The sequence below is a fragment of the Acetobacter fallax genome (genome assembly GCF_011516735.1).
GTDB lineage: Bacteria > Pseudomonadota > Alphaproteobacteria > Acetobacterales > Acetobacteraceae > Acetobacter > Acetobacter fallax.
Genome location: NZ_WOSX01000033.1, coordinates 25,015 through 37,413 on the forward strand (window position 1 = coordinate 25,015; position 12,399 = coordinate 37,413).

Sequence of the window (12,399 nt, forward strand, 5' to 3'; positions counted from 1 at the left end):
TTTCTATTATTCTGAGTGATGAAAACAAAAGATGCTGCAGAATATTATTTTTTTTGCGGTATCTGCTGTTCTTCTGGTCTCCGCTTTCACGGATCTGCGGGCGCGGATCATCTATAATTCCGCGCCCGCGATCGTGATTGCCCTGTCTTTTCTATCTGCCTGTAACAGGGGAGAGTTTATTTTAAGTATTCAGGTCGTGCTTGTTTTTTCTCCATTTTTGTATTTGTTATGGGTTTTTCGTATTCTGGGTGGCGGTGACGTAAAATTACTGATTAGTCTTTTACCGCTTGTTTCTATTCCCCATCTTTTTTCTTTGTTTTTTTCTATTGCTTTGACCGGGACTGTTCTGGCGGCGGGTTATTTGATTCGCTTTTTTCTGTTGTCAGGAGTGTGGCGTGTCCGGCGTGATGCTGAATATCACGGAAAAAACTCGCAAACCGTAATTTCTCCGCAGTTGCCAGGCCTTCCTTATGCTGTGGCGATTGCCTTCGGAACGATATTGAATATTAATAATCTGATCGGATAGAGCTGATGGGAATACACAAATATATAACATATGGCTGCATATTTGTTCTCACGGTTCTTTCCCTGTTTCTCCTTGGAAAATTATCTCTCCACCAGGATCTTCCGTCTGCAGCGCCTCCTCCTGTCGTAAAGACTGAACCAGCCATTAAAATTCTGGTCGCGCATCATCAGTTATTTCCGGGTGAAATTCTGAAGGAAGAAGATCTGTCTGATCAGACTGTCCCTCAATCGTTCAGATCGTTTGGTACTCTGCTCAGCAGTCAGAGAAAAGATTTTATTGGCACGCTCCTGCGTGTTGCGCTTCCGAAGGGTGCTCAACTGAGAGGGGATGATGTTGTGCACCCCGGAGAGGGCGGATTTCTTGCTGCCCTCCTTTCGCCCGGGATGCGTGGCGTCTCGGTCACCGTGGACCCTGCCAGTGCTGCGGGCAGTCTGATCTGGCCGGGTGACTATGTCGATGTGATTCTGATTCCGGCAAACATGGAAGCGGTTGCATCTTCAGAACACAGTGCCGCATCTCAGACCATTCTTGAAAATTCCCATGTTGTCGCGATTGATCAGACGGTTATCCGGGGGAAAAACCCTTCTCTGCCTAATCAGACAGCGCGTACGGCTGTTCTGGAACTGACTCCTGAAAACGCGAGGAAATTAGCACTTGCTCAAAAATTAGGGCGTATCGTTCTGACACTGCGCCCGCTGAATAAGCCGGACAGCGGACGGTCGGGCTCTGATATTACCTGGAATGAAGATATTTTTGATGCCAGCGATAAGTTCGAAAAGCCTGCAAGCGACACGAGGCCCGCAGGCATCGCGGCTATGCGGGTGTTTAATGGAATCGAGGAAGCGCCAGGTGCTCACTAAATTCAGGCATATCCTGGCTGCGGTCATGAAGCCTTATGTCTGTAGAGCTGTAATTCCATTTATTCTGTATGGCCTGATTTCTTCTGCGTGTGCTGCGTCTTCCATAACGCTGGAGGTCGGAGCGGGAAAACTTATTGAGCTGAAATCAAATGTTGCTACAGCGTTCGCGGCTGATCCTAAGGTTGCGGAAGTAAGGCCTGCCAATTCAACGACATTGTTTGTTTTTGGAACGGGGCCGGGTCAGACAACGATTTCCGCAGCTGATGCAGCAGGGCATCCTGTTGGACAGTATTTCGTCACAGTAAATCCGGCGCAGTATCCTGCGGTTCATGCGCATGACCTGACACGGCAGGAAAATACTGCCCGGATTCAGCCCCGGATGGGTCCGGGGGGCATTACTCTGAACGGTTCTGCGCCTGATGCCGAAAGTGCGGAGCGCGCAGTTGCCTCTGCCCAGGATGAAGTTGGTAAAGATACTGTTTACAACAGGATGAGAATGTCTGACCCCATTCAGGTCAATCTTCAGGTTCAGGTTGTTGAAATGTCACGGCAGATGGTGCGCGAACTGGGCGTGCAGTGGGAAAACGTCAATGCCCTGGGAACAAGTGCGGCTATCGGACTCGCGACCATGAATCCACTCGCTGCTATGGCGGCCAGTCAGAGTAGTTTCTCATTTCTGTCACGCTTTCGTATTGCCGGACGGCCGACAACTCTTCAGACAGTTATTGATGTGCTGGCGCAGGATGAACTGGTCCATATGCTTGCTGAGCCTAATCTGACGACTATGAGCGGTGAGGCGGCCAGTTTCCTGGTGGGTGGTGAGTATCCAATTCCCATCGCGTCTTACAACAATACGGTTTCTGTACAGTACAAGCAGTATGGTGTTTCTCTGTCTTTTGTACCCACTGTTCTTACTGGCGGGCGGATCAATCTGCATGTGCGGCCGGAGGTCAGCCAGCTTAGTGCCACCGGAGCAGTGTCATTTGGGGAGGGGAATAACTCTGTCAGTATCCCGGCGCTCACGGTCAGTCGCGTCGATACAACGGTTGAACTGGGCAGTGGTCAGAGTTTTGCGATTGCGGGTCTCTTTCAGGATAGTACTACGACAACTTCACTTGGTCTTCCGGGTCTGAGTGAAATACCGATTCTCGGTGCACTGTTCCGTTCAAACAGCTTTCAGCATAACCAGAGTGAACTCGTTATCATTGTGACGCCCTACATTGTGCGGCCAGTTGCAAATCCAGGCCTGCTGGCGAGGCCTGATGCGAACTGGACGCCGCCCAATGATTCCGAGCGGGCTCTTCTGGGGTACCAGTCCGGTAAACGGACGAGTCTGGACGTGAAGAAAACGCAGGGCACAGCCGTTTCAAAACCAGCTGAGCCGCTCGATATTGGCTTCGTGGTGGATTAATATGACAGCATATCCGGTAAAAACAACACTGCTTGTAGCCAGCTTATTTGTTCTGTCAGGATGCGCTGAGACGGACCCGCTTTATATGGCGAGTCGATGGAACATGCCCAGTGCAAACTCCCATAATCTGCTTCTGCAGGTTGCTGTTCCTTCTGATCTCAGTTCGGGGCGGTCAGATGCAACATTTGACGCGACTCTCGCTGCGGATGCTGTGAAACGGCTTCGTGATGGAAAAGTAAAGAAAATCCAGAACACAAGCCTTGCCCAGGTCGGTAATAATCAGTCAGGAGGAGGTGGTTCACAATGAATCACATAAAATCTCTTGAGCTGTCACCAGCATTAGACGGATCTAAAAAAAAATCACCGCATGATAGTCAGATTCAGGCATTTGTCTCTGAACCGACAAGCGAAAATATTCTGCGGGAGGTGCTTGACGAATTTCAGCCCGGGAACTTCAGTCTTTCATGCCTGACGTGTGCACAGGCTACGACCAGACTACGTCGCGGTGCAACACCGAAAATACTGATTATTGATGTTGCCGGTGAAGATCAGCCCATAACCTGTCTGGTTGAACTTGCGAATACTCTTGAGCCGGATGTGAAGGTTCTTGTTATTGGTGACCGGCAGGATGCGAATTTCTATCGGCAGCTGACACGAGGCCTGGGCGTTGCTGAGTATCTTTACAAGCCATTGAATCGTTCGATGGTCGCAAGGTTTTTTGGCCCGTTCCTGACAGATGGAGATTACGAACCGGAAACAACACGTGGCGGCCGCGTTCTGGGTTTTCTGAGTGCACGGGGTGGAGCCGGGGCAACGACTATTGCGGCTAACCTGGCATGGTATCTCGGAGAGATTGCGCGTCGTCATACACTGATCCTTGATGCGAACCTTTATACCGGCTCAGTATCCGTACTCCTTGGCACAAAGGCAGATGGCGGCCTTCGTACGGCTTTTGAATCTCCACAGCGTGTTGATGAATTGTTTATCGAACGAAGCGCTCAGAAAGTGAGTGAGCGATGCGATGTTCTGAGTAGTCAGGTTGATTTATCAGAGTTTGTTGTGGTTTCTTCTAATGGTCCTGAGCATCTTATAGGTATTGTAAAAAAGAAGTATAATTTCATTGTAATAGATATTCCAAATTGTCTCAATGAAGTTGATAGAAATATAATTGATATGTGTGATCAGAGAGTTATTGTTCTTGATCCGACATTGCCTTCTCTGAGAGATACGCTAAGACTTATGGCGGCGTCCAGAAATGGCACGCACGGTGTCCGACCTCTTATTGTTCTTAATAAGTTTGGGCAACCTGGTAGTCTTTCACTTACTGAAATTGCAGATGGTCTGGGACGTCAGCCGGATGTCATTATTCCGTTTCTTCCAAAAATAATAAATGAATCTGAGATTTCTGGTTATGCCGCTGTGCAAAATAAGAGTGCTTTCAGATCTTCAATTGAGACGCTGGCACAGGAGGCGGCTTCGGTGAGTGCGAGTGGAAAATCTACTGAACAGGGACCATTGAGACGTCTGGTGACAGGTTTCATTGAAAGAATACGGAAATAACTATGTCTTCGTCGTTTGGAAAAAAAACAATATCGACGCAGCCTCCGATCGATACTGTTCACAACAATACAATTCATCATACGGTGGAAGTGGTTGCTCAGTCAGCTGAGTTGCATGGATTTTGTCTTGAAAGGCTTGATCCGGCGGCAATAAATAAATTGCCACCGGAACGGCTCATGCTTGAAATTGAGCGGGTCGTCAACGAGATCGCCAATGAGAAACGTGTCCAGCTTAATGCGCGGGAGCAGAAATCGCTTGCTAATGATCTGGTTAACGACATGCTGGGTCTTGGACCCATACAACCGCTTCTGGATGATGACCAGATAACGGACATCATGGTCAATGGGCCTTATCGTGTCTTTGTAGAAAAATACGGAAAGCTCATTGATGCAAAAGTTAATTTTCGGGATAAGCGTCATCTGATGGCCGTAAGTCAGAGAATTGCTTCTGCTGTTGGCCGTCGTATTGATGAATCGAGTCCGACCGTTGATGCACGTCTGAGTGACGGATCTCGTGTTAATATTGTCTTTCCTCCTCTCGCGCTGGACGGACCTTATGTCTCCATTCGAAAATTTTCAAAGAAAAAAATAGATTTTAAGAAACTTGTCGAAAATGGAAGCTGTTCCGTACAGATTGCCAGAATTCTTGAAATTGCATCCCGTGTGCGACTGAATGTCATTATATCTGGCGGAACAGGATCAGGTAAGACTACGTTGATGAATGCAATGTCCCGGCTTATTGACCCGGGTGAACGTGTTATAACTGTTGAGGATGCAGCTGAACTTCAGTTTCAGCAGCCACATGTTGTTCGTCTTGAAACACGACCGCCTTCGATTGAAGGTACAGGAGAAATCACGCAGCGTGATCTCGTGAAGAACGCGCTCAGGATGCGGCCGGACAGAATTATAATCGGTGAGGTTCGTGGCGCTGAAGCATTTGATATGCTGCAGGCAATGAATACAGGTCATGATGGAAGTATGTCCACGATCCATGCGAATTCTACCAGAGATGCAATCACCCGGATTGAGAATATGGTGCAGATGGGGAATTTAGGACTTCCTGTGGCATCGATTCGAACGCAGATTGTGGGAGCGGTTGACCTTATCGTTCAGATTGAGCGACAGCGTGACGGGGTCCGGCGAATAGTACAGGTCACTGATGTTGCTGGTCTTGAAGGCGATGTCGTTACGTTAAATGACATCATAACATTCAATATCGATGGAGAAAATCATGATGGAAAGATTGTTGGGCATTATAATGTGTCACGGGCTCGCCCAAGTTTTCATAGCACTTTAACTTATTTTCAGCTTGATAAAGTCTGGGTAAATGCTCTTGGAGATTAAGGCAGAATATGTCCGGTCTGTTCGGCCTTGAATGTGGTTTAATTATTATTGTATTGTGCATCGTAGTTGCATTTAAAGAATTTGTTGCAGAAAAAAATTATAATCGCACTCGTTCAAACAGAATTTCTGTGGTGGCTGGTCATGAGAGTAATATTGAAATAGATCACCCGGCATCTATTTTAACACCTCCAAAAAATAAGAATAAATACATTTATTTATTAAAGAATGTCGTGGGTTTTGATTTTCATAGCACGTTATACACAAAAAAAGATATTTATAAGGTTTGTTCGGTAGTTTTTTTTGCTGTGACATTGGTTTCTTTTGTTCTTGCACATTTTCTTGATCGCCTCGCTGTTGAGTTTAGTCCCATTGAGAGTCTTGCTATAATAAGAATTTATTTTTCCAGATTGCAGGCAAAACATAATTCAAAACTTATTGAGCAACTTCCGGAAACAGTATCTATGATGGCGCGTTGTCTGAAGGTGGGTGTATCTCTTTCCAGGACTCTTGAAATTGTAGCGAAGCAGGCCCAGGCACCGACGAAAAATTTGTTTCAGGATGTTATTCATAAGGTTGCTGTCGGTAAAGAGCTTGGAGAAGCACTGGAAGATCTGGCTTTGAATGGTGGAATAAAAGAATATAGATTTTTTTCTATAATCGTCAGACTTCAGACGAGAACGGGCGGGGGACTAGCGGAAATTCTCGATAGTTTTGCTTCGACAATCAGAAAACGAACTCAGGCCAGGAAAAAAGCGCTGGCACTTGCTTCTGAAGCCAGAACAAGTTGTTATGTTCTGGCTGGTTTGCCAATATTTATGTCTGTTCTTATGTTATTCATGAATCCAAAATATATAGAAATTTTGTATACGACACCGTCCGGGTTAAAAATGTTATATACGGCTATTTTATTATTTATTATGGGTATTTCTTCTATGTTGATTATAACAAAATTGGCTTTGAGGTAGCTGCCGTGTTTTTGTATATAGCAGTTGTTCTGATTGTCTGTGCGTGTTTTTTTCTGGTTTGGGAACTGGACCAATATCTTACTGAACGGCGGAACAGATTAACACGGGTTGCAAAAATATGCAGTCGTGTGAACTGCCGGGTTGAAGATATTCGGCAACAAAAAACACTCTTTTCCAGAATTTTTTCTGAAATCGGTGCAAAACTTGTCCGCTCAGAAGTTCTTCGCAATGCAGTTGGTGGCAGTGCGTTGAAGAGTGGAGATCTGCAACGTCTTGGTGTTGATATAGGAACTTTTGTTGCCTTAAAAATAGGGTTCTTCATTGTTTTGGGTATGGGAGGGTATCTTTTTTCTTTTCTGACTGAAAAACATGGGGCTACAATATTACTGTTAACACTTGTGTCAGCAACAGCAGGTTTTTTTCTACCTGATATCGTAATGCGGCAAAAGGCCTGGATGCATCTGCGTCGGGTGGATGCCGGAATGGCTGATGCTCTTGATCTGTTTCTTGTCTGTGCTGAGGCGGGGCTGGGCATGGAAACAGCGATGGAACGGGTCGCCACGGAGATGGTAAGTCTGAATAAAGATGTAGCTTATGAGTTCAGGAAGACTGTTGATGAATTAAGAGTTAATTCTGATCGCTATAAAGTTATAGAGGATCTGGGGAAGCGAACAGGGATTGAGGCTTTGCTGCGTCTGAGTGCTGCTTTGGCTCAGACGCTCGAAACAGGAGCCTCTCTGGGGGCTGTTCTGCGTGTTCTTGTTGCTGAAATTCGTTCAGATACATTGATAAAATTTGAGTCAAAGGCAGCGAAACTTTCAGTTCTGTTAACGTTTCCGATGATATTGTTTTTGCTGCCCTGTATGTTCATAGTCATTGCGGGCCCGGCAATCATTAATGTTATTGCGGCTCTGTCCAGGTGATTTATAATGATATCTAATTTTCGTATAATAATACAAAAAAATGTATCATTTATTTTTTGTTCCAGCGTTCTGGTCGGGCTTTGTTCTTGTGCAGCATCGGGGCAGAATGTTGCTTTGCAAAAGCAATTGGCTGTTTATGATGTGGAAATTAAGAACGGTGAATCTGAAAAAATTATTTCTGATTTGAACAGATTAAACTACGAAAACCCCGATAATCCGGAGATTATTTTACGGTTAGCTAATCTTAATGCTTCTCTGGGAAGAAATAACGCAGCAGTACAATTATATAAAAAATGTTTGCACCGGGTGCCGGATACGAAAGATGCCTGGCTTGGGCTTGTGAAAATATATTTAAAATTGGATGCGAAGGAAGCGCTGCTTCTTCTGGAGAAAATGAAAGTTCTTTATCCGTCAGATGCGGAAATATTAAATGATTACGGTGTTGCGCTTGATATGAGTGGGAAATACCAGGAAGCACAGAGTGCTTATGTGACAGCAATTAGTCTTGATCCCACATTGGTGTCAGCTGAAGTGAATCTGGGACTTTCTATGGCTTTATCCGGTCAGAGAGAAAAAGGACTTGCATTGATCAGGCCTTATGCGCAGGCAGCGGATGCAACGCCGCGCACACGGGAAGATTATGCCCTGGTTTTGATTTCAAACGGAAAAGTTGGTGATGCCCAGGAAGTGTTATCGGAGTACATGAGTCCGTCTTCTGTTCCGGCAATGCTTCAGAAACTGACTGATTTTTTGAAAGTGCATAGTGCCAGTTAATTCTTAGTGTCTGACCGAAAATGAGTTGAGTGATTTCAGCAGGTTATGATTCATGGGTTTGCGAGAACCTGATGAGATCAAGATGGCCTGGACTGAAATCACCCGAGCGCAGTATCGCCGGGACGACCTGGAATATGCAAGCGACCTGCGCGATGCGGAGTGGGCGCTGATTGCGCCGCTGATGCCCGAGAGGAAACGACTGGGAAGACCACGACGTACGGATTTGCGCCGGGTCATGGAGGCGATCCTCTATATCGTCACGACCGGCTGCCAATGGCGGCAGTTGCCCCGGCACTTTCCGGCCTTCACGACCGTACAGGGCTATTTCTACCGTTGGATCCGCGAGGGAAGATGGGAAGCCATGAACCATATTCTCGTGATCCTGTCGCGTGAGCAGGACGGGCGAGACGCCACGCCTTCAGTGGGCATTATCGACAGCCAGTCGGTTAAAACCGCTGAAAATGGCGGCCCACGCGGTTATGACGCGGGCAAGAAAATCAGGGGACGCAAGCGACATATCGCGACCGACACGCTGGGTCATGTCGTGGCGGCTGTTGTACATCCCGCCGACATTCAGGATCGTGATGGTGCGCCGCTGGTAGCGGTCAGGATACGCTCATTGTTTCCCTGGCTTCGCCATCTGATCGGTGACGGGGGATATGCTGGCGAGAAGTTGCGTGGTGCGCTGGCTGAACTCGGCCGATGGACGATCGAGATCGTCAAACGTAGCGATCGGGCCGAAGGCTTCGTCGTCCTGCCCAAACGCTGGATCGTGGAGCGTAGCTTTGCATGGCTCGGACGTTGCCGTCGCCTCACGAAGGATGTCGAGGCAACAATCCCGTCATCCCACGCGTGGTTGATGATTGCCCATATCCGCAGAGTTCTGCGAAAAATCAATCAAACCGCTTTCTGATTCAGGCTCTTAGAGTTCGTTCGGAAAGAATTTCATCCATTACATTGCTTTCTGAGCATGAGGCGGATGGCGGCCAACTGCAAAAAAAAGCAAGAGCCCGATTGGTCAGATTTTCCCGGTCCTTCGCCAGTCGGCGGCAGCGATTGAGCCATGCAAAGACCACCCAAAGCCCTGGCAATACCGGGAATCCCTTCGCCCGATCGGACCGCTTGACGATCTCCACGTCGACCTTTGTGAGCACGGTACGTCGTCCCGACTGGAGTTTCGGCTCTGGTAGCCGCCATAGGCAAACAGCTTCAGTAAAAACGGATACAGGCCGAACAGGCCTGGCATCAACATCACCCCGCTATTGCGATCCTGAATATCGGCCGCGTGCACGATGGCCTGCATCAGCAAGCCTTGCGTGTCGACAGGGATATGACGCTTGCAGCCTCTGATTTTTTTGCCTGCATCATAGCCCTGCTGATCAATCCGCCACCCGCCTTTTCGGCGGTTGTGTCCGTCGACGTGGTGGAAATTGCGATGTAGTTGAGGCAGGGCGAGGTCATGCGGCCTCGATGGAAATCTGTGCTGGCTGAATGTCAATGGCGGACCTGAATAATACCAGAGGTTGTGAAGGCTGACCTGTCGATGTGAGCATCCGGGCTCAGCCCGGACCCGGCAGGGACAGCAGGCCTGCACCCCGGTTTGCTGATCATCAAAACGGTTTGCAAAGGCGAGCCTTTGCCGGGTTCCAGGGCAGAGCCCTGCCATTCGTCGTTTGCTTCCAGCAGCACGGCGCCGATCAGACGGACGATGGCCGCCTCGTTTGGAAAGATGCTCACGACATTGGCATGGCGTTTGTTTAGCCATTCGAGCGAATTGGTGATGCGGATCCGCCTGCTGTGCCGGGCGGGGAAGTCCATGCGGGCCAGCACATTGGTTTCGCGGTTGTCGATGAATGTCCCGAATTTGTGCCATTTCGTCCGTAGCTGATCGGCGACTGCCATGCTTTGCCGGGCTTTCGGCATGTAGGCCAGCGCATTGCACACGGCGAATGGCGGCTTTCAGGCATTCGCGTCCGGAACAGATCATGTTACTCCTTAAAAGACAGAGGAAAACTGCTCCGGAGCACATCCGGGCGGACAGGATTGAATGAGCGGAAAACCAGCGCCGGGGCGCGGAGCCTGCTTCGTGACCGGCAGCATCATGCGGCACGTTCTCATCATGGCTGGCACGGGCGCGATTGGCCTGATGGCTGTGTTCGCTGTCGATATGCTGAACATGATCTACATTGCTCACCTCGGAGACCCGGCTCTGACAGCGGCCATCGGGTTTGCCGGAGCTGTTGGTGGTATCCAGATCGCGGTGTCGATTGGCCTGACGATCGGGCTTGGTGCTTCTGTTGGTCGGGAGATCGGGTGCGGACGATTTGAGGATGCACGGCGCATCGCATCGTCTTTTTTGTTCACCACGCTGATTCTGAGCCTTGTGCTCGGTTGCGCGACCGCCATTCTTGCTGATCCGATTTTGCGGCTGCTCGGGGCTTCGGGTGATGCGCTGACGGAAGCCGAAACCTATCTGCATGTTGTCTCTCCTTTCCTTCCTGCGGTGGCGCTGGGGATGGCCTGTTCTGCGCTGATGCGGGCTGTGGGTGACGCAAAACGATCGATGAACGTGACGCTGGCAGGGGCCGTGCTGGCAGCATTTCTTGATCCGGTGCTGATCCTTGGTCTGCATGAGGGGCTGAGCGGAGCGGCGATCAGTTCTGTTCTCTCGCGTGTGGCTGTTCTGGTTCTGGGCCTGCGCGGCGCGTGGTCGCATGGGATTCTCGGCTGGCCGCAGCCCGGATCTGTTCTGCGTGATACCCGGCATGTGGGCACGATCGCGGTGCCAGCCATTATGACGAATCTGGCGACGCCGATCGGGTCGGCCTATGTGACGGAGCGTATGGCGCGTTTCGGACTGGATGCGGTTGGAGGGCAGGCGTCAGTCGACCGCATTGTCGTTGTAGCTTTCTCCTTCGTTTTTGCACTGACAGGTGCTGTCGGGCCGATTATTTCGCAGAATCTTGGGGCGGAAAAGCTGGAGCGGGTGCGCGAGGTTCTGGTGTCATCATTGAAGCTGGTCGGGCTGTGCGTCGTCATCACCTGGATTCTGCTGGCGCTGAACCAGAATCTGCTGGTTGCCGGCTTTCATGCTCAGGGCGACGGGGCGATGCTGATTCACCTGTTCTGTTCGTGGACCGTGGCTGGTTATCTTTTTATCGGGATGCTGTTTGTTGCGAACACGGCGTTCAATAACCTCGGGCACCCGCTTTATTCGACTCTGTTCAACTGGGGGCGGGCGACGCTTGGCACGATTCCGTTCGTGGCCTGGGGCACGCGATTTGGTGCGCAGGGTGTGCAGATCGGGCAGGTTCTGGGGAGCGTTGTCTTCGGGGCGGCGGCGATTGTGGTGGCGTTCCGTGTGGTGAAACAGCTTGCTGTCGGTGAACCAGGGGCTGTTGCAGAGCCGCCGTTCTTCGCGCCGGCTGCCAACATTGCCACTGTCAGTGCTGAAGCTGCCATGGCGGAACTTGATGAAATCGAGGATGCGGAACTATCCTCACGGACATAGGCTGATGATTTCCGGGCTGATGTTCAGGTTGCCCGGGATGAGCATCAGTTCTTCCGATGCCTTGGAAAGGAGATGACCGTCATGTCGAAACTTACGACTGCTGAGCGTGATGCCCTGCCGGATGATGCTTTTGCTCTGCCGGGACGGCGTTATCCGATCCCTGATGCATCTCATGCCCGTGATGCTCTGGCGCGTGCCAGTGAATTTCATCATCGTGGGGAACTGAGCGATGGTGAGTATGAGACCATCGTAAGAAAAGCAACAGCCGTGCTGGACGAAGAATAACTGCCTGCGCTCTGTTCGTCTGGAAGTTTTCGTGTCTGGTCGGATTGTGGTCTGTGAGGCTTTGTTTTTATTGAGTAATGAAGCTTGGTTTCAAGGATTCAGGACTCTGCTCAGGAACCGACAAAGGCCTGCCTTTGGAAAGGCTCTGTTGTCGTTAGGTGTTGGGCCTGGGATCGCAGGAGGGTTTCGGGCGTTTCATTTTGTGTTTCCGGGAGGAAAGCGAGATGGACCGCGAAGCCTT

12 protein-coding genes and 2 pseudogenes are annotated in these 12,399 nt (G+C 49.6%); 12 read left to right on the top strand and 2 right to left on the bottom strand.

Features of this window, described 5'->3' with window-relative positions:
* Positions 1 to 31 precede the first annotated feature (31 nt).
* From GOB85_RS14055 to GOB85_RS14100, 10 genes are all read left to right on the top strand, one after another.
* Positions 32 to 526 carry an A24 family peptidase gene (locus tag GOB85_RS14055; protein WP_173578127.1) on the top strand — a complete coding sequence of 165 codons (495 nt, stop codon included), beginning with the start codon at positions 32 to 34 and terminating at the stop codon, positions 524 to 526.
* 5 nt (positions 527 to 531) lie between these two features.
* Positions 532 to 1,386, top strand: coding sequence for a Flp pilus assembly protein CpaB (gene cpaB / locus GOB85_RS14060; protein ID WP_173578128.1), 855 nt, complete (start codon positions 532 to 534; stop codon positions 1,384 to 1,386).
* Positions 1,376 to 2,797, top strand: a complete 1,422-nt coding sequence (locus GOB85_RS14065) for a pilus assembly protein N-terminal domain-containing protein (RefSeq protein ID WP_173578129.1) — start codon at positions 1,376 to 1,378, stop codon at positions 2,795 to 2,797. The genes cpaB and GOB85_RS14065 overlap by 11 nt, the downstream gene beginning before the upstream one ends.
* Positions 2,798 to 2,882: 85 nt before the next feature.
* Complete coding sequence (locus GOB85_RS14070; protein WP_173578130.1) at positions 2,883 to 3,104, top strand: hypothetical protein; 222 nt, start codon at positions 2,883 to 2,885, stop codon at positions 3,102 to 3,104.
* Positions 3,101 to 4,357, top strand: a complete 1,257-nt coding sequence (locus GOB85_RS14075; RefSeq protein WP_173578131.1) for an AAA family ATPase — start codon at positions 3,101 to 3,103, stop codon at positions 4,355 to 4,357. The genes GOB85_RS14070 and GOB85_RS14075 overlap by 4 nt, the downstream gene beginning before the upstream one ends.
* 2 nt (positions 4,358 to 4,359) lie before the next feature.
* Positions 4,360 to 5,700, top strand: a complete 1,341-nt coding sequence (locus tag GOB85_RS14080; protein ID WP_173578132.1) for a CpaF family protein — start codon at positions 4,360 to 4,362, stop codon at positions 5,698 to 5,700.
* An 8-nt stretch (positions 5,701 to 5,708) separates the two neighbouring features.
* Positions 5,709 to 6,665: a type II secretion system F family protein gene (locus GOB85_RS14085; RefSeq protein ID WP_173578133.1), complete on the top strand. Its 957-nt coding sequence runs from the start codon at positions 5,709 to 5,711 to the stop codon at positions 6,663 to 6,665.
* 5 nt (positions 6,666 to 6,670) lie between these two features.
* Positions 6,671 to 7,588: a type II secretion system F family protein gene (locus tag GOB85_RS14090; protein WP_173578134.1), complete on the top strand. Its 918-nt coding sequence runs from the start codon at positions 6,671 to 6,673 to the stop codon at positions 7,586 to 7,588.
* Between the two features lie 6 nt (positions 7,589 to 7,594).
* A complete protein-coding gene (locus GOB85_RS14095; protein ID WP_173578135.1) occupies positions 7,595 to 8,362 on the top strand; it encodes a tetratricopeptide repeat protein in 768 nt (255 codons plus the stop codon).
* Between the two features lie 82 nt (positions 8,363 to 8,444).
* Positions 8,445 to 9,275, top strand: coding sequence for an IS5 family transposase (locus GOB85_RS14100; protein ID WP_173578144.1), 831 nt, complete (start codon positions 8,445 to 8,447; stop codon positions 9,273 to 9,275).
* A 32-nt stretch (positions 9,276 to 9,307) separates the two neighbouring features.
* Here the strand turns inward: GOB85_RS14100 and GOB85_RS19360 are convergent.
* Positions 9,308 to 9,761 (bottom strand): annotated as a pseudogene (locus GOB85_RS19360) (transposase); the annotation flags it as partial.
* Positions 9,762 to 10,021: 260 nt separating this feature from the next.
* Positions 10,022 to 10,300: pseudogene (locus tag GOB85_RS14110) on the bottom strand (transposase); the annotation flags it as partial.
* A gap of 109 nt (positions 10,301 to 10,409) precedes the next feature.
* Between GOB85_RS14110 and GOB85_RS14115 the strand changes: the two are divergent.
* Together GOB85_RS14115 and GOB85_RS14120 are read left to right on the top strand one after the other, a co-directional pair.
* Positions 10,410 to 11,873: an MATE family efflux transporter gene (locus GOB85_RS14115; protein ID WP_173578137.1), complete on the top strand. Its 1,464-nt coding sequence runs from the start codon at positions 10,410 to 10,412 to the stop codon at positions 11,871 to 11,873.
* 81 nt (positions 11,874 to 11,954) lie between these two features.
* Positions 11,955 to 12,158, top strand: a complete 204-nt coding sequence (locus tag GOB85_RS14120; RefSeq protein ID WP_173578138.1) for a hypothetical protein — start codon at positions 11,955 to 11,957, stop codon at positions 12,156 to 12,158.
* Positions 12,159 to 12,399 lie beyond the last annotated feature (241 nt).

What these genes read in the sequence shown, in the direction of transcription:
- GOB85_RS14055 (WP_173578127.1), top strand. Translation starts at nt 32, where the DNA reads ATGCTGCAGAATATTATTTTTTTTGCGGTATCTGCTGTTCTTCTGGTC.
- cpaB (WP_173578128.1), top strand. Translation starts at nt 532, where the DNA reads ATGGGAATACACAAATATATAACATATGGCTGCATATTTGTTCTCACG.
- GOB85_RS14070 (WP_173578130.1), top strand. Translation starts at nt 2,883, where the DNA reads ATGGCGAGTCGATGGAACATGCCCAGTGCAAACTCCCATAATCTGCTT.
- GOB85_RS14075 (WP_173578131.1), top strand. Translation starts at nt 3,101, where the DNA reads ATGAATCACATAAAATCTCTTGAGCTGTCACCAGCATTAGACGGATCT.
- GOB85_RS14080 (WP_173578132.1), top strand. Translation starts at nt 4,360, where the DNA reads ATGTCTTCGTCGTTTGGAAAAAAAACAATATCGACGCAGCCTCCGATC.
- GOB85_RS14085 (WP_173578133.1), top strand. Translation starts at nt 5,709, where the DNA reads ATGTCCGGTCTGTTCGGCCTTGAATGTGGTTTAATTATTATTGTATTG.
- GOB85_RS14095 (WP_173578135.1), top strand. Translation starts at nt 7,595, where the DNA reads ATGATATCTAATTTTCGTATAATAATACAAAAAAATGTATCATTTATT.
- GOB85_RS14100 (WP_173578144.1), top strand. Translation starts at nt 8,445, where the DNA reads ATGGCCTGGACTGAAATCACCCGAGCGCAGTATCGCCGGGACGACCTG.
- GOB85_RS14115 (WP_173578137.1), top strand. Translation starts at nt 10,410, where the DNA reads ATGAGCGGAAAACCAGCGCCGGGGCGCGGAGCCTGCTTCGTGACCGGC.
- GOB85_RS14120 (WP_173578138.1), top strand. Translation starts at nt 11,955, where the DNA reads ATGTCGAAACTTACGACTGCTGAGCGTGATGCCCTGCCGGATGATGCT.